Genomic DNA, 16,744 nt, shown 5'->3' with positions numbered 1-16,744 from the left:
GGACACTGCCTGGCAGCTCTCCGTCGGGCATCGCTCGTCTCAACTCGCTGTGATGCTGTGTCGTCTGTCTGCACTGGGCTGCAACAAGGTCAGCAGAGGCTCACCCCAAGTGGCCCACCGCTTCAGTTGTGTCTGGCCCAGCAGGTGGATGTCATGCGTGTACGCGAAGTCGCGCGCGGGTTTGGTGAACGCCCCATTGGTCACGGCGATGACGATGTCAGCGTTGTGCTCCGGGCGGGCGGTGCCGTTGAGGGTCTGGATGTCAGGTGAACCGACCTTGCCGACGCCGGCCTGTCGGTGCTTGCACTGGAACACGATGCGCAGCTGATCGGGGGTTATCGCGATCACATCTGCTCCCAGGTCACGAGCGCCCCCGGATTCTCGAATGATTTGATGGCCATCGCGCCTCGCCAACGCCGCGACAGCCTGCTCGAACTCGTTCGGCGTCATGGCGTGGATGCGTTCCAGGGGCATGCTGTCGTCCGAGGCCAGGAAACGGTCCAGTGCCTCTTCGACCAGGGCGAGATGGTGCATCTCATCCCGGTGTCGCGCGTGAGCTCTCGCCACCCCACGTTCAAGGTGGAGCAGACCTGTTCTCAGCTTGCCGATGCACTCCAGCCCGGAAGGTGATGCCTCTGCCCCGGCTCTGTATCCGCTCGTGAGGTCGTGAACTGTCAGGTCCCGCAGGTGAAGCAGGACGTCCGTCGCTTGCCGACTGGCGCTCGCTACCGCATCCCCAGCCTCTTTGAGCACCCTGCGAAGAATTGCGTGTGCGTAGCGGTAGCCCACAGCGTTGGGCTTCCCTGCGGGCACCACCAGACCCTCCAACTGATCTTGTGCGGCTTGGACCTTCTCTGCGAAGAACTCTGCCTCCACCATGAAGTCCAGGGCTATCTGGCCCGCGGTCCAGTGGAGAAAGGCGGCCAGTAGGTCGTCGTCCGTCGCCTCTGAAACTCGGCGCTGCAAGCTCGTCTGGAGCTGGGACTCGGAGTAGTCAGGCAAGGACAGGGTCGTTGGCCAGTTGATGTGCATCAGGCGTCCGCCACCACATCGCGCAGCGGCATGCCCCAGTCGATCCATCGCTGAAGATCCGGACGCTGCAGCAGCGTCATGGAAAGGTCCGATGCGTCGAAGATCTGGTTGCCGATGCTGGAGATGAACATCAGGTTGGTGACGATCAACACGTGGCCGATGTCTCTGCTCCTCGCCTCCCGTTGCGCGGACAGAATGGCGCGAGCGTCCGTCACCGCATCGTGGCGCGGTCGTTGCACGTTGGCGCAATAGACGAGGCCCCTCGCGCCAGCGCCCACGAAGGTGAGAATGCGCGGTTCAAGGAGGAGCGGCTGAAAGCCGCCTCGTGAGAGGCCCCGGAACACGATCTCATCGAATTCGTGCTGGTCCATGGCGTCAAGTTGCTCGAGTGTCGCCAGAGACTTGGTTGTCCTGTGCCGCTGGCGCAGTTCCAACATCGCGAGTTGATGAAGGGATCCCCGGTTGTCCGCAAGCAGCTCCGCAAGCCGTTGCTTCGCGGGCCCCAGATGGTCACTCAGGACGCCCAGCGCGGCACGCGAGTCCAGGAGCAAGCACCGTTCATCGTCAAGCTCGTGCCGCCCCAGTCGTGCGGTGAACTCACGCACAATCACCTCGCACTGCTGCAGCACCTCCTCGGCAGCCGTTCGCTCACGCCACAGATCGTCAGCCAGCTTCGCGGCGGCTTCCTGGCATCCAGCAGCAACCTGATCACTGCGCTGCCAGTACCTGTCCCGCCGCTGTTCGGCCTCGCTCAGCTCCCGCTTGATGTCCTGGAGAAACTCACGCCAGGCGGAGGCGACGGCGCCCGCCATGCGAACCTCGCTCACCCAAAGGAGCGCCCGAAGCATGGCGTCGCGGTCGGCGCGGCCTATCCGTTTACCAACGGTGCGGCGCAGCCACGGGCTTTCGAAGCGAGTCGGTGTCACGCTCGCGTTCCGGTCAATGATCACCGCGTGAGAGTACACATCGCATCTGACAGTCGATGCAGGTCAGAGCTGTGCCCATGCGCGCCAACACCGCTGGGAAGCCCTACTGCTCGGACTGCAGCCGCCAGTCGTGCCTCTTCCCGCTCCTCCCTTGCAGCCCTCTGTGCTTGGGCTCCGAGGCCTAAATCGCTATCACGAGTGGCGGCCCGCCGACGGCCACTTCGCCAGCGGGCGCCTTGCTGACCAGGGCGGTTCACGGCACACGGCTCTACCGCGGCACCTCAACCACTCAAAGGAGTCGATTTACATGATGATGATGTGCCCTCGCGGAGTCCCTCCGCCTGCCCGCCGCAGAGTTTCGAGCCTGTCCTGCCCCAACCTGTTCAAACTCGGCGACGGAAACCTTGGCTGCGACAGCGCCAACTGGACCCGCGGATACGGACATCGGTGGCTCCGCTGAGTGTTCGAGGCGGGCTGAAGTGGCCCCGCAGTGCGCCTTGACCCGACTGGTCAGGTCGTTGGGCCACTTCAAGTCGTCGTAGTTCAGGGCGCCGCAGTGGGGCCACTTGTGTCCGTATCTGCGGGTCCGATTACGGCCGTCAGGGCCACGGCAACTTCACGCGGAGCAGTGCGAAGGGCGCTATTGCCGCACTCGACAAGGAGCTCCCCCTAGACGTAGCGCGAGACGTCTTCGAGCGCACTGAGATCAACAGGCATTCCCAGCCTGGACACCCCTGCTCAACCCACAACGGAGGAGAACGAGTCCATGCCCCCGCTTGGTCGAAGCACCGCACCTGCAACCTCCAACGCCGGCAGTTCAGCGCTCATCTGGATACGCGCTCTGTCCGTGCTCGGCACGCTCGCTGCCGTCATCGTGCTCGCACTGACCGGCAACGCTGACTATCTCGGCCCGGTCATCGCAATCGGCACTGCTGCAGCCGCGCTCGGTGGATCCGTTCACGTAAGGATCCGAATCCGCCGCTGAGCCAGCCCTGCACCGGCTCGATAGTGCGGAGACCTGCCATCGCCTCCTTCGGGCCGATGGTTGCCTCATCAAGATCCCCCGGAACCTGTACGGCTCCGTTCGCCACCGCTGGCGGCGGGGCCGTCTTGATGGCCAAGCCGCAGTCCGTTGCGGCCAAGGCAGCGACCGCGGGGAAGCCCTGCCGCCCGGACTGCAGCCGCCAGTTGAGGCAAGAAACGAACGTGGCTGTCCTGTGACAGCGAATGTTCAGCATGCGCCATCAAACTTTGAGTGACAGGCGAAGTCGCTCGATCGGTGAGGCGCGAGGCGAGCAACCGGTTCTGGAACCGCGGGCTTCCTACCGTCCGTCTGCTGCAGTACTCCATAGGTGAGAGCGCGTCCTCTGTTCTCCTCTCGACCAGCACCGGAGCCTCAGGCCATGAGTAGCGAACCAGCCTCAGCACCTTCTTGGCAGCACTGTGGACATGGTGCGGACCCCGCCAGCGATCCCGTCGGCTGCCGCGGCATCCACGTCTCTAACCACAGTGCATGCCTGGCCCACCTGCCCGATAGGGACCGCAATGCCCACTTGGCCAACCTGACGCCCGGTACCGCCATCGACTATCGCGGCACCCCTTTCACCGGGTCGCTCCTCGCTTCTCTCCTTCGCGCCCTGCGTGATCCCACTACTCGGCAACCCCGCCTCGGCCGCGCCCGGTTCGGCGAGGCGCAGTTCTCCGGCCCTGCCCAGTTCAATCGGGCGCAGTTCTCCGGCGACGCCCGGTTCGGCGGGGCGCAGTTCTCCGGCCCTGCCCAGTTCAACCGGGCGCAGTTCTCCCGCGATGCTCAGTTCGACGGGGCGCAGTTCTCCGACGCCGGGTTCAGCCGGGCTCAGTTCTCCGGACCTGCCCGGTTCGGCGGAGCTCAGTTCTCCGGACCTGCCCAGTTTGGCGAGGCTCGGTTCTCTCACTACGCCCAGTTCGGCGGGGCGCACTTCACCGACGACGCCGAGTTCAGCCGGGCGCAGTTCTCCGACGACGCCCGGTTCGTCGGGGCGCAGTTCTCGGGCAACGGTTGGTTCGACGATGTGCAGTTCTCGGGTGACGCCCGGTTTGGCGGGGCTCGGTTCTCCCGCTACGCCCAGTTCAGCCGGGCTCAGTTCTCCGGCCCTGCCCAGTTCGACCGGGCGCAGTTCTCCGACGACGCCGGGTTCAGCCAGGCGCAGTTCTCCGACGACGCTTCGTTCGGCGAGGCTCAGTTCTCCGGCCCTGCCCGATTCGGCGAAGCTCAGTTCTCCGGCCCTGCCCGGTTCGACGGGACACGGTTCTCCGGCGACGCCTGGTTCGGCGGGACACAGTTCTCCGGCGACGCCCAGTTCTTCGGGACGCAGTTCGCGGTGATGTCGTGGTTCGGGCCGGTCGTGTGTGGGCAGAGGGTTGATCTGTCTGGCGCGATATTCGAGGTGTCGGTGACGCTGGAAATCGCGGCGCGTGAGGTGCGCTGTGCCCGGACACGCTGGCAGTCGACGGCGATCGTGCGTCTGCGCTACGCCACAGCGGACCTCAGCCACGCGGCGCTGTCCTTCCCCGTAGCAATCACTGCTTACCCCGTGCCCTTCGCGGCCGAGGGCGACGCGCTAGTGAATGAGAGCCTGCTGACAGGCATCGCCGGGGTGCGAGTGGCTTCGTTGCAGGGGGTGGACGCTGCGCACCTGGTACTGACCGATATCGACCTGACCGACTGTCTGTTCTCCGGTGCCTTTCACCTTGACCAGCTCCGTCTGGTAGGCCGATGCTCCTTCGCCACTGCCCCCGTTGGCGTGCACCTCCACGGCATATGGCCGGTGCGGTGGACCCGCCGGCGCATCCTTGCCGAGGAGCACCACTGGCGTGCTCAGAACGCACGCCAGCCTCTCCCAGTACCGGGCCAAGCGCCCGCTTCTCTGTCCCTTGCCTGGCGCCCCGGCCCGCACCACCCCGACCCCGACCTCACCCCGGACCCGGAGGACGTGGCCGTCGTATACAGGCAGCTGCGCAAGGCATTCGAGGACGGCAAGGACGAACCGGGAGCGGCCGACTTCTACTACGGCGAGATGGAGATGCGCCGCCACGACCGCACCGGCACCCCGCCGGGAGAAAGGGGCTTGCTATTCGGCTACTGGCTACTCTCCGGCTATGGCCTGCGCTCCTCCCGTGCCCTGGCATGGCTGCTGGCCGCGATGTCCCTGACCGTACTGCTACTCATGGGCTTCGGCCTGACCTCCTACGAACCCGACCCCGCCACGGCTGGGACTCTCCACGGCAACAAGATCAACCTCACCACCAGTTCCCCCGCCCCTGCCCTCCACGGCGACTGGTCCCAGCGCATGACATGGCCCCGCACAGAGAAGGCCATCCGCGTTGCCATCAACTCCGTGGTCTTTCGCTCATCCGGCCAAAACCTCACGACTGCCGGTACCTACATCGAGATGGCCTCCCGCCTCCTGGAACCCACCCTCCTCGCCCTGGCTGTCCTCGCCGTACGCGGACGCATCAAACGCTGAACACCGCTCCGCGCCCCAGGGCTCTCGCTCAAAGCTCAATGACATTCACTCAAGTTTCGATGGCACGGGACAGAACCCTGTCCTGTGACAGTGATATTGAGTGAGTGCCACCGTCGGGTTCCTGGGTGCTGAGGCGTTCGATGTTGACCGCGATTGCGGTCAACACGTGCCTCCACCTACCGTCCGCGACCAGCAACGGCGTTCCAGCAGTACCTCGAAGCCCGCAGTCTGCCCCGGCCACTCTGGTGGCGCCAGGGCAAATGACCTTCGAGCCTCAAGATCCTCGACAGAGTCGCTCACTGTCAGAGGATCTACGAGGCAGTTGCCCGTAAGCTGACTGTACTCAGTTGCACGGGCGTCCTGGGTAATCTCTTTGCGCGACTACTCCGGCGTCTTCGAGCAGGCGAACCATTCGCTCCCGCTCACTTTGATCGGCCGGATCGTATGGAATGTTATCGATCATGTCAAAAATGATCAGGTCGCCCTCGACCTGCCACAATGCCCACCGACCGTATTTTATGTTCGGTTGTTCATCGGACTGACCGGAATTCCTTGTCATGACACCTTCGCTCGCTTCGTCACCCGCAGCGGGCCTTGCGCACAGGTTTCTTCTGTGCACGGCCAAAATGCGTTCTATCAAGCCTAGGCCATGGACCTTCCGAGGGCCAGGTTCTGTGCGCGCCTCGCACAGCGTATATGAGATCGCAAGTCAGCAACTTGAGACATTGGTGGGGCTCAGATGAGCCTACGAGGTTAGTGCGGCTCGGGCACAGAGGGAGAAGAATCTCCCTCTGTGCCCGAGAGCGGTAGTCCCTTAAGCTCAGGAGTCCTAGCACCGGCCCACAACAACAAGCGAGACGCCATGGCATCCCCACCACCTCTCCCAACACCGAATCAATGGTTGGACCGGAAACTGCGGGAACTTGGCTATTCAAATGCGCAATTCGCCCGCGTGTTGGGACGGAGTCGTACCGAGGTACAGCGATGGATCAACGGGCGCGAGCAGATTCCGAGGCACCATCTGGCGGAGATAGCTGCCTACCTGGGGAGTGCCGACGAGCTCGAGTATGCGATGAAAATCAAAGAATGCGAGGACTTCGGCGACGCGCTTCGCCGGAAATTGCGGGAAGTGGCCCGGATTAGCAATGCTAATCCGGAGACTCTCGTAAAGAGTGTGTTCGGTCTGCTGCACGAAAAAACTGCCGACACAAGCATGCAGAGCGGTGAGATAGGTTACGCGTCTGCGCTGCTCTATAACATCACGCGCGCAAACTTCATCTACCGTATCTGGACTGGCGTGGTGTATTCACGAGACTTTACAGATCTCATCGCTCCGGAACACATCAAACTTCATCTACAATACCCTGCCAACCATTTTCTGGGACTGGCTCTGCAATCGAACGAAAAAGGTAGCGTCGCATCTTCGCACGTACACGACGCGCTTGCTCACCTCCGCCGCTTGGCTTCGGATTCGCCTGCAAGCGAGGTCGGGGGGCTTCCTCGCCACCACGCCATCCACATGCTGGCCCGCGCTGGTACGCAAGCCGATCAGGCCCTAGTGCAAGAACTCGTATGGGACGCGACTAAGTCGCCTGACCCGCTCTCTGTCCGGTTAGGATATGTCGGTCTAATTGTGCGCACAGGGAATGAGGACGTGGCGGAGAAGTACCTGTGGCTGCTGCAGCACAGGCAGGAACTCGCTGTCGCCGACGTAATGTTTGAAGCATTGCACTACGGAGACACAGAATTGACCTCGAACTTTCAGCTCCCGACCTCATCACTAAGTTTCAGGCGATCTCTCGCCAGCATCGCCCGACGATTCCAAAACCCAGGTTCTTCGTCTGCGGTGCTCGAGCTCGAGGCTTTCAGATTACAGGGCATACTGGATCGCCTGGGCATGCACTATTTCGTCGATGACCCACTGTTATTACAAAAACTTTTAGGAGCGCTTCAGGAACCAGGCGATGTGCGCACGGGTCCGCATACCAAAGCGGTTACACAACGACTGCGCCGTATTGCCCCTCCGCTGGCATGAAGGCGTTTGTCGCTAATCTGGAGCACACTATGCAGGTAGGTCAGGGAACAGCACCTAAACGCGACTACAAGTCGGTCATGACCGCTTGGGACACCAGGAGCGCCGTGCGCTGCAAGCCTCGAAGGCTTCTCGCCGAGACGGACGCGGGGCTCGGCATGTTCTCGCCGTCCCTCACACCGATTGTGACCCATCCATTAGTTGTCGCACGCGGTGATGAACACGTGCGAGAGATCTTGACGCACCGTCTCTATGGCTACCTGGACTTCACTGCAGAACTTGAGCAGGGAATCGTGAACCCAGTCGTTCTGCGCCTCTCGAGAGACTCTTTTGGATTTCATCTTCCAACGAGTATGAAACTCGACGCCTATCGCATCTATTGCGACGAGGCGTATCACGCTCTTTTTTCAGCGGACCTGAAAAATCAAGTTGCAGATGTCTCATCCGTCACGCCTCTGCGGAACGGAATGTTTCCGTTTGGTTCCGCCCTGGAACGTGCGAAGAGTTATCACGCTCCCTCTCTCGGCAGCCTGATTGAGCTCTGTTCCGCAGTGGTTTCTGAGACGCTGATATCAGGGACTCTGACGAGTGTTCCCAAGGATCTCTCTGTTGTGTCGGCGGTTCGAGAAAGTCTGGCGGATCATGCCGTGGACGAGCGAACTCATCACGCTTACTTCACGCGAGTACTGGAGACCATATGGCCTCAGCTCCAGCCTGGTATCCGAAATCAGCTTGGCACGCATTTCGCCGATTTCATTTTGGCATTTCTGAGTCCAGATATGTGCGGGCAGCAGATGATGCTCGGGGCAGTAGGATTCACCTCCGTTGAGTCAGAGGAGATCGCCCGTGATTCCAATCCGCACAATCAGATAATTGCTGATGTTCGTCACGCGTCGCGCAGCACCATTGCCCTCTTAGAGCGCGTAGGGGTGCTAGCGGACAAGCGAACAAAGCAATATTTTATAGAGTGTGGCTTGCTATCGTGAGTTGCACGGTGCGTCCCGAGACTTCACGCTTTCTATAAGCGTGTTACTGAATGCACACAAAGAGAGGAAATGTGGCATGAAGAACCCTGTCCTGGCCTGGGATGAAGAGTATTCTCGTCAAGGAATTCCGTCCAGTCATCGAAACTCACCTTCAGGGGTCCTGAATTGGGCTCTAGTGAATCTCCCATATATCTCCGCGCGCAACATTGGATCTGCCGTAGACCTCGGGTGCGGTACAGGCCGCAATGCTATCGCCTTGGCAGACTCAGGAATCGACGAGGTTTGGGCCATGGACTTCTCGGCCGCGGCCCTTGAGGTGGCGGAGAGTAGATCAGGTGCCGATAGGGTTAACTTCACGCTAGGTAGCGTAGTAGACCCTCTCCCCTTCGTGGAAAATTCATTTGACTTGGCCACTGATGTTTTCGTCTATTTTCACCAACTTTCGGATGGTGAACGCAGATTCTATCGGAGTGAGATGCATCGGATCCTGAAACCGGGGGGCGTCCTTCTAGTTTCACTCGCCACGGCTGGCGACAAATACTATGGTCAATGCGGAACTGGCCCGCTCGGGAATGTAGTGGCCTCACCGAGACTCACATGGGACCCGATCGCCGAGGTCGGCAACATCCTGCCTACGTATGAGGAATTTTTGGCTGAATTTAATGATCTTTTTGACTTTCAAATGTCTTGGGTTAAACGAAAACAAGGTGTCATGCATGGCAGCGAGTACATGCGTGAAACGGTAGCAACTCTCTGGCGTGCCAAAAAGATCTGACGAAACTTTCTGTGCATGATTCAAAATACCCCTGTGAACTCCCGCCTGCTTGCCCCTGCCTCTCGGGATGGAGATTATTCCTCCGGGAGATAAATCTCCCGCTTTTGTGAATTCACTCGTCGCCCTAAGATAACGTCAAGGGAATGGGAGTAGAGGAGTGATGGCAGAGTGGATATTCTTTTCGCCGTCTTGGCAAGTGGTATCGCCTTTTCCTTGGGGCGGGCCTGGCAATGGGCGCTCGATGCTCGCACCGTCATGGGAAGCACCCGCAGGTCTTGCGGGTGTGGCCATTGACGCAGATCAAGAAACCTGTCCCCGCTATTCTTCCGCGACGGTGATCAGGATTTGATCAAATGGAGAAAGTGCCTTCCGGGCCGGGATGAGTGAAGCTTGTTTCAGGCGTCATCCATCACGCTGAGAAGGGACTTTTCATGCGCGACTGGCGCTCCTATTGATCCGAAATGCTGGGTCGTTGACCTGGATGTGAGTGATCTGGTGGGGGACGCGCGGCACTTGTCGCCGGCGGCGCAGGTGGTTTGGCGTCCTCGGGCGGTGGCCGCTCTGGCAGGGCTTCGTCACGGTCGCTTGGCGGGGTGTAGATGCAGGTGGGCGGGCATGAACGTCGTTGATCACGTGGGTTGTTGAGGCTCACATGATCGAAGGGGACGTCCATGCCCGCCTGTGTCATATCGTCGCATCCCGCACTTCGGCGACTCAGTCGGGTACGCGAGTCGGGCCGGGGGCAAGGGGTGTTGTGCTGGTTCGCCCGGATCCCGGATCCTCGTCGGCCGCGTGGGGTGCGGCATGCTCTGGTGGTCGTGCTGGTGATCGCGGCATGTGCGGTGCCGGCGGGCTGCCGGTCCCTGGCGGCGATCGGCCAGCGGGCCGCGGATCTGCCCCAGCAAATCCTGCGTGCGTTCGGCGCCCGGCGTGATCCGCGGACCGGCATGTGGGTGGCGCCGAGCGAGCCGACCGTGCGCCGGGCCCTGCAGAGTATCGACGGACAGGCCCTTGACCAGGCCGTATGCGGACGGCTGGCCGAACAGACCGGTCAGGAGCCGGCCCTACTGGAGGGGCTGCGGCCGGCGGTCGCGGTGGATGGCAAAAGTGTGCGCGGCGCCCGCACCAACAACGGCGGCCGGCTGCATCTGATGGCCGCGTGCAATCACGGCAGCGGCCCGGTTGGCCCAGGACCTCGCCGTACTCACGGGCCGGGAGATCACCGAGGTGCACCTGCAGCCGCCCGGCTGGGACACCCAGGTCCATCTCGGGGACCTTGAGCTGACGATCTTTCCCCTCTCTCACCATGACCCATCAGCGGCCCCGGAATGGACCTTCCGCATGCCGTCGGGCCGGCTGCTCGTCGTCGGCCCAGGGCCGCGCTGGGCGATGACCGCATGACGGCCGTCGACCTCACCGAGGCCCATCGACGGATCGGCCCCCTGCTCGGACAGCACGCATGGGACATCCGGCGGGGCATCGGTAGCTTCGTGACGATGGAGTTCGGTCAGCCACTGCCACCCGACCAGTCAGGCCGCGTATACGCATGCCGATCCATGGCAGCGCATTTCCTCTACGCCACCACCACAGTGGGGAGATGAGATGCCCCTCCGTCACCAGACCGGACGAGAACCGGTTTCCATGGTGTGAATCCTGAAGCGCAAGGTGAGGTCGTCCATGGTGCGTTGTCGGGTGGCTACTGGCTGGAAAACATGCGGCACACCCCCCGCGAGGACTGCCCATGCCGGGCAGGTCCCCTGCAGGCGCCACGGCAGAGGTCGACCTGGTGGATCAGAATCGTCATGACCGCACTCGCCGCCGCAACGATCATGACAGCGCTCGCCGCCACCTGGTGACTGCACACCTGGAAGCTCACCGGCGCCTACAGGGTCACCTTCCGCTTCTCCAGCCTGAGCCCTGACCTGTTCAAGTCGGCTCAGAACATGACGTCGAGGAACAGATCGCGTGCGCTCACGCGAATGATCCGGCGTGGATGCGTGCCCCTCCTTGCCGGCGGAGCAGGCCCAGGCCCTTGGTGCGTTGGGGTCCTGCCTGTGTGGCGATTTGGCGACCCGGCACGCTGAATGAACCGTGTTCCCCGGCCGTCGGCGGTCGGGGAACACGTGACCCCGCCTGTTCCAGGGGGCCAAGCCAGCCGCAGGCCCTGCTACTAAGTTGTGGCACCTCACCGCCTCCACCGGCCTCAACCGCACCGAGCTCCGTCACGTGCGAGCTTTTCGCCAACAAGCCGAACTACAGCGGGGGAAAGATCACGGCAACGGGTGGGATCTACTCCTGCACCCCGCACGCGCCGTACTCCTGCAGCTACACGGCAGGCGAAGCCAAGCCCTCCACCGCCCCCGCCGCACCGGCCTCCGCAATCTGCTCGATCTACATCTCCGACATCGAATTACGCGGCGCCGGCGCCAACGCCTGGTTCTCGTGGGTGACCTCACAGGCCTGCAGCGGATCGTTCGGCACCCAGAAACTCAAGACCCAGATGTGGCGCAACTCCTGGAGCGGCCAACGCGGCTACTCCGGCTGGGCCACCACCGGATCGACGGCCAGCAGCTTCATCGACTACCGATGGTCCTCCGACTGCAACGACGGCGGCGGCACCTACACCTACTACCCTGTGGTACAGAGCTACGCCAGCGGCATCGGCTGGGCCCCCACAACCCGCTCCGACAACGAACTTCGCCACGGGTGCGGGACCAGCGAACCGTAGGAGGCCACATGGCCGACGAGCAGCCGGAACGGTACGCGCGCGAAGGAACACCACTCGGGCGCACCGCCGATGACGTGGCCTTCGGCCCCAGCTACTCCACCGAAACCCCCCACCGGCGCCGACTCTGGTGGCGCATCAGGGACCTCCTCCGCTGGCCGATGAAGAACAGCAGCCGGCGCTGAGCAAGCCCGGTTGGTCTCCGTCGGCACCGTACGACGCCGGCGGAGACCAGCACCCCGGCGCGTCGGTATCTACCGACGTCGTTCAGCCGTGTGGACAATCACGTAATTCGGCGCTGTCGACGATCTTGTGAACTCTGCCGATCGAGCATGCTGAGCAGGATCATTGTTGTCCGGTGCTACGCAGTGCCACCCCGATGTGGCTATAGCTGGGTATGGACACTCCGTTGGCCTTCTCGTAACGGACTGCCTGTGCGAGCCCGAGCTTCTCCCCAGTGGACAGGGTCCGGTTGCCTGTCCACAACAGCACCTTCAGTTGCTCGTTCTGGATGGTGAGAAGCGGTTCGACAGGCTCCAACGGCAGGCCGATACGGGCGCACCAATCGGCCACTGCGGTCCAGAAGCCGGCCAGGGTGCCCCAGCAGACGGCGCTTCGGGGACCTAGCAGGGCGTACACCTCGTCGGGCGACCAGAACATGTCGAGACCGTGCGTCACAAGGTTCTGGATGTTCTCCAGCAGCGAGACGACGAACTCGTAGTTCGCCTCGTCCCCGAGCAGTTCCTCCACGATCGCCAGAACCTCAGTGATCGCGCCCGAGTGGCGCTGGGCGACGCGAAAGGCAACCTCTCGACCGACCACCTGGTCGTTGCCGTCATCTGTCGATCCGGGCCCGATCCCTGCAGCGTCAAGCAGTCGCCGAGATCGCGCGGTCGGCCGTCGGCGCCATGGAATTCGCATCGTGTCTTCTCTTCTTCCGCAGACTCTTCCAAATACGGTTCAGCCCTGGCGGCCGATCATCATGGCAGGGCGGTCACCGCAGACCCTATGCCGGGTGGGGAAGTTCGGGCTCTGTTGACGATCTTGAGACATCGGCAAGATCATGGACTGTGAAGTACGCGTCTGCGGAGGAGATCCAGGTTGGCCCGGCCAAATCCCATGCGCTTGAGGAGCTTGACGCGCGTCACGTGACCCTCGACCTGGCCTGAGCTCCAGAAGGTGGAAACGGCCGCGGTGACGGCGTCGATGTCGCGGCGCAGGCGAGACTGTCCGGAAGTTCGTGGGTTGATCTTCAAACGACCCGGGTCACACCAGGTCAGAGGTCACGCACCACCGCTGATCCACGATCTTTCGGACAGTCTTCGTCGGAAACGGACGAAAGGCAGCACGCCAGCAACGGGCCAGCGTGGTAGGCGCCCGGAATAAACCCGCGTGATCAGTTCCCGCCGACGGGAGGATGTGGGGGTGGCCCGTCGCGGGAGTGCTCCGGAGGTGGTGGTCTTGTCCGACAGCGTCCAGGGCTGGCGGATCCAGTTGCTCGGATCGTTCACCGTGACCGTGGACGGGGTCACGGTCGAGGCCGGGACGTGGCGGCTGCGGAAGGCGAAGTCGCTGGTGGCGATGTTGGCGCTGGCACCAGGTCAGCGGTGTCATCGTGAGCACGTCATGGACCGTCTGTGGCCCGATCTGGAACCGGCGGCCGCAGCCCGCAATCTGCACCAGACCCTTTACATAGCCCGGCGCACGGTCACCGGCGGCGGCGGCGCACAACCCGGACGGCTGTCGATCCGCGATGAGCAGGTCGTATTGGACGCCACCGGACCGGTCGAGGTCGACGTACTGCGGTTCGAGTCATCCGCACAGGAGGCCCTGGCCGGGGACGACGAGGCGCAGTTACGCGCCACGGCGGGCCTCTATGCCGGGGATCTGGTACCCGCTATGTCGGACGCCGACTGGATGCCGGACGCCGACTGGCTGACGGCGCGGCGGGAGCGGTTACGGAAAACGGCGCAGGAAATTTCGGTGAAGCTGGCGACCGTGCTGGCGCGGGAGGCACCGGAAGAAGCGCTGCTTCTCCTGACACGGGTCCTCGAAGCCGATCCCGTGCAGGAGGCCGCCGTCCGCGCGGCGATGGTGGTGCTGGCGGGCCTGGGCCGCAGGTCCGAGGCGCTGGCCCGCTACGAGCGCTTGGCCGAAGACCTTCTGGAGGCGTTCGGGACCGACCCGGACGCCCAGACGGCGGCGCTCTTCCGTGACCTGCTGACCGGTGCGTCCGCGGCGCAGCGGCCGCCGGCAACCGGCGTTCCTGCTGCCGCCGTGATCGCCGGCCGGCTGCCCACCTCGCTGACCAGCTTCGTCGGGCGTGAGCGTGAGATCGCCGACGTGGAGCGGTTGACCCGTCAGGCCCGGCTGCTCACCCTCACCGGAGCAGGCGGCAGCGGCAAGACGCGACTGGCCGTGCAGGCCGCGCAGCGCGTGCGCTCGCGGTACCCCGACGGGGCGTGGTTCGTCGACCTGACGGCCGTCGGTGAGCCGGTACTGGTGGCCGACGCGGTGGCCGGCGCGCTCGGGCTGGAGTCGGATGTGGCGGACCGGGAACAAGCACTGGTGGACCAGTTGCGCCACCGGCGGCTGCTGATCGTGCTCGACAACTGCGAGCACCTGCTCGCCGCCTGCGCCGGGCTCGTCGGTGTGCTGCTCGCGGGTTGTCAGGGCGTCGACGTGCTGGCAACCAGCCGTGAGCCGCTCCATGCCCACGGCGAGTACACGCTGCGGGTGCCCTCGTTGCCCCTGCCGTCCGCCGACTGGGACCGCACGGCCGACCTGGACCGGCTCGCGTGCCTCCCCAGTGTCTTGCTCTTCGTCGATCGCGCGGCACAGGTGCGGCCCGGGTTCACGCTCGACGCGGACAACGCGCCCGGGGTGGCCGAGCTGTGCCGGCGGCTCGACGGGATGCCACTGGCCCTGGAACTAGCGGCGGCCAAAGCCGCCGCTCTAGAGCCGGCGGAGATCGTCCACCGGCTGAGTGACGCGCTGTCACTGCTCGGCGGAGGAGCCGAACCCATCACCCGGCACCAGACGCTGCGCGGCACTCTGGAATGGAGCCACAACCTGCTCGCCGGCCCCGAGCAGGTACTGCTGCGCCGGCTCTCGGTGTTCTCGGGCAGCTTCACCCTCGACGCGGCAGAAGCGGCCTGCGGTGATCCGCCGCTGGAGCGAGGGGGGGTGCTCGGGCTGCTGGTCAGGTTGGTGGACCAGTCACTGGTGGCACCGACTAGAACAACCGCCACGACCCGCTACCGGTTACTCGAGACGGTCCGCCAGTTCGCCCGCGAGAAACTCGAACTCGCCCGTGAGGCGGAGCGGCTGGCGGCCGCCCACGCTGCGTACTTCCTCGCCTTCGCCGTCGCGCACAACCCCGAACGGGCCACCGGCGTCGTGATCGAGGAACCAAAGTCGCTAGACGGCGAACTTGACAATCTGCGTGCGGCGCTGGGCTGGGCCTGCAAGCACGACCCCCGGACGGCCTTGCGCCTGGGCGCCAACTTGTGGCGGTTCTGGTTCCTGCGCGGCCATGCCGTCGAGGGCGCGTCATGGCTTGAGCGGGCGCTGGCCCTGGCACCGGAGGCGACGCGGCCGCGCGCGGCCGCCCTCATCGGCCTGACCGGCCTGGACAGCCGTCAGGGGCGCGCCGACCGTCACCGGGCGCTGGGCGCGGAAGCGACGGCGATCGTCCGGCGAATCGGCGGCCCCGACGAGGTGGTGACGGCCCAGATCGCGGAGGCCATGCTGGTGTGGAGCACCTTCGGTCTGGACGAGGCCGAACAGATGGCCGCCGCGGTGCGGTCCGAGGGCATCGCGCGAGGCCGGCCGGAACACTCCGCCGCCGGCAGCTGGCTGCTCGGCCACTGCTCGCTGTTCCGTGAGGACGGCCCCGCCGCCGTCCGGCACCTGGACTCCTGCCTCATCGAGCTGGCCCGCTCCGACGCCAGCACGCCCCCCTTCCTGCCTGTGATCACGCCTTGCATACAGCTCGTCCCGATCGCCGGGCACCTGGTTCCCTCCATGGAGGAGACCATGCTGCTGGGCCGGCGGGTCGGTGTCGTGCAGGCAACCGGGTACGTGCTGTCCGCTCTGGGCTACGCATACCGGCTGACCGGGAACCGGCGATCGGCGCTTTCTTCCGTCGCTGAGGCCGCCGACCAGTTCGCCGACCTGGGGGACGGCCTGGCCAGGGCGCAGGTGCTGCACCACATCGGCTGCATCCACCGCGACCTGGGTGAATACCGCGAAGCCGGGCTGGCGCTGTCGCTGGCGCGGGAGATCCGCAGCACCCTCGGCGATCGCCGGGGGGAACTGCTGAGCGAGATCAACCTGGGCCTGTCGCACGCCATGGCGGGCGACCTCGAGGACGGTCTGGGCAGCGTCCGGCGCTCACTGTCCGGATTCGAAGCGGCCGGTGACGTGGTGGGGATCGGCGCGACACTGACCGCCCTCGGGGCCATCGAGCTGCTGTCCGGCGAGAGGCGGGCGGCGCGGGAGATGTACCGGCGGGCCGCGGAGAGGTTCGTTCCGTGGCCGCGGTTCGCCGGATGGCTGAGGCTGGTGATGGCCGAGTTGTCCACCGAGCTGGACGACCCTCGGCGGGCCGCCCGTGAGACGGCCGCCGCGGCAGCCGTTTTCGACCCCCTGCGGTGCGTCATCGCCGGCCGCCGGCTCGCCGTGCTGCGTGACGGTCAAGCGGGAGGTCAAGCGGGCGGTGATGCGGGTGGCGAGGGGTGGGCCGCGGCGCGTTGAGATC

13 protein-coding genes are annotated in these 16,744 nt (G+C 64.2%); 10 read left to right on the top strand and 3 right to left on the bottom strand.

Annotation, left to right across the window (positions count from 1 at the left end):
* Positions 1 to 39: 39 nt before the first annotated feature.
* Together OG707_RS41145 and OG707_RS41140 are read right to left on the bottom strand one after the other, a co-directional pair.
* On the bottom strand, positions 40 to 1,032 hold the full coding sequence (locus OG707_RS41145) for a restriction endonuclease (protein WP_329127259.1): 993 nt from the start codon (positions 1,030 to 1,032) through the stop codon (positions 40 to 42).
* Positions 1,032 to 1,982, bottom strand: coding sequence for a hypothetical protein (locus tag OG707_RS41140; RefSeq protein ID WP_329127257.1), 951 nt, complete (start codon positions 1,980 to 1,982; stop codon positions 1,032 to 1,034). Before OG707_RS41140 ends, OG707_RS41145 begins: the two co-directional genes overlap by 1 nt.
* A gap of 1,529 nt (positions 1,983 to 3,511) precedes the next feature.
* Between OG707_RS41140 and OG707_RS41135 the strand changes: the two genes are divergently transcribed.
* The 9 genes from OG707_RS41135 (at position 3,512) to OG707_RS41100 (ending at position 12,167) form a co-directional block, all read left to right on the top strand.
* Positions 3,512 to 5,464, top strand: a complete 1,953-nt coding sequence (locus OG707_RS41135) for a pentapeptide repeat-containing protein (RefSeq protein ID WP_329127255.1) — start codon at positions 3,512 to 3,514, stop codon at positions 5,462 to 5,464.
* A gap of 373 nt (positions 5,465 to 5,837) precedes the next feature.
* Positions 5,838 to 6,110, top strand: coding sequence for a hypothetical protein (locus OG707_RS41130; protein WP_329127254.1), 273 nt, complete (start codon positions 5,838 to 5,840; stop codon positions 6,108 to 6,110).
* Positions 6,111 to 6,365: 255 nt separating this feature from the next.
* Complete coding sequence (locus OG707_RS41125; protein ID WP_329127253.1) at positions 6,366 to 7,499, top strand: helix-turn-helix domain-containing protein; 1,134 nt, start codon at positions 6,366 to 6,368, stop codon at positions 7,497 to 7,499.
* Positions 7,496 to 8,482, top strand: coding sequence for a diiron oxygenase (locus OG707_RS41120; RefSeq protein WP_329127251.1), 987 nt, complete (start codon positions 7,496 to 7,498; stop codon positions 8,480 to 8,482). Before OG707_RS41125 ends, OG707_RS41120 begins: the two co-directional genes overlap by 4 nt.
* A 76-nt stretch (positions 8,483 to 8,558) precedes the next feature.
* Positions 8,559 to 9,257 (top strand): class I SAM-dependent methyltransferase, encoded by a 699-nt coding sequence (locus OG707_RS41115; RefSeq protein WP_329127249.1) that lies wholly within the window; start codon positions 8,559 to 8,561, stop codon positions 9,255 to 9,257.
* Between the two features lie 671 nt (positions 9,258 to 9,928).
* The gene (locus tag OG707_RS42530) at positions 9,929 to 10,537 is read left to right on the top strand and encodes a transposase family protein (RefSeq protein WP_443071459.1); all 609 of its coding nucleotides are present in this window, start codon (positions 9,929 to 9,931) and stop codon (positions 10,535 to 10,537) included.
* Positions 10,440 to 10,658: a hypothetical protein gene (locus OG707_RS41110; protein WP_329127248.1), complete on the top strand. Its 219-nt coding sequence runs from the start codon at positions 10,440 to 10,442 to the stop codon at positions 10,656 to 10,658. The genes OG707_RS42530 and OG707_RS41110 overlap by 98 nt, the downstream gene beginning before the upstream one ends.
* Positions 10,659 to 11,703: 1,045 nt before the next feature.
* Positions 11,704 to 11,985 carry a hypothetical protein gene (locus OG707_RS41105; RefSeq protein ID WP_329127246.1) on the top strand — a complete coding sequence of 94 codons (282 nt, stop codon included), beginning with the start codon at positions 11,704 to 11,706 and terminating at the stop codon, positions 11,983 to 11,985.
* Positions 11,986 to 11,993: 8 nt separating this feature from the next.
* The gene (locus OG707_RS41100; RefSeq protein ID WP_329127244.1) at positions 11,994 to 12,167 is read left to right on the top strand and encodes a hypothetical protein; all 174 of its coding nucleotides are present in this window, start codon (positions 11,994 to 11,996) and stop codon (positions 12,165 to 12,167) included.
* Between the two features lie 160 nt (positions 12,168 to 12,327).
* Here the strand turns inward: OG707_RS41100 and OG707_RS41095 are convergent, their stop codons facing one another.
* Positions 12,328 to 12,732, bottom strand: a complete 405-nt coding sequence (locus OG707_RS41095) for a hypothetical protein (protein ID WP_329127242.1) — start codon at positions 12,730 to 12,732, stop codon at positions 12,328 to 12,330.
* Positions 12,733 to 13,443: 711 nt separating this feature from the next.
* Here OG707_RS41095 and OG707_RS41090 point away from each other — a divergent pair.
* Positions 13,444 to 16,740 (top strand): ATP-binding protein, encoded by a 3,297-nt coding sequence (locus OG707_RS41090; RefSeq protein ID WP_329127240.1) that lies wholly within the window; start codon positions 13,444 to 13,446, stop codon positions 16,738 to 16,740.
* Positions 16,741 to 16,744: the final 4 nt, after the last annotated feature.

Source organism: Streptomyces sp. NBC_01465 (assembly GCF_036227325.1).
GTDB lineage: Bacteria > Actinomycetota > Actinomycetes > Streptomycetales > Streptomycetaceae > Streptomyces.
The sequence above is the reverse complement of the archived record's forward strand: the minus strand, read 5'-3'. Positions and strand labels throughout refer to the sequence as shown.

Excerpts from the sequence above, each read along its gene's own strand:
- OG707_RS41145 (WP_329127259.1), bottom strand. The coding sequence starts at position 1,032 with ATGCACATCAACTGGCCAACGACCCTGTCCTTGCCTGACTACTCCGAG.
- OG707_RS41120 (WP_329127251.1), top strand. The coding sequence starts at position 7,496 with ATGAAGGCGTTTGTCGCTAATCTGGAGCACACTATGCAGGTAGGTCAG.
- OG707_RS41115 (WP_329127249.1), top strand. The coding sequence starts at position 8,559 with ATGAAGAACCCTGTCCTGGCCTGGGATGAAGAGTATTCTCGTCAAGGA.
- OG707_RS42530 (WP_443071459.1), top strand. The coding sequence starts at position 9,929 with ATGCCCGCCTGTGTCATATCGTCGCATCCCGCACTTCGGCGACTCAGT.
- OG707_RS41100 (WP_329127244.1), top strand. The coding sequence starts at position 11,994 with ATGGCCGACGAGCAGCCGGAACGGTACGCGCGCGAAGGAACACCACTC.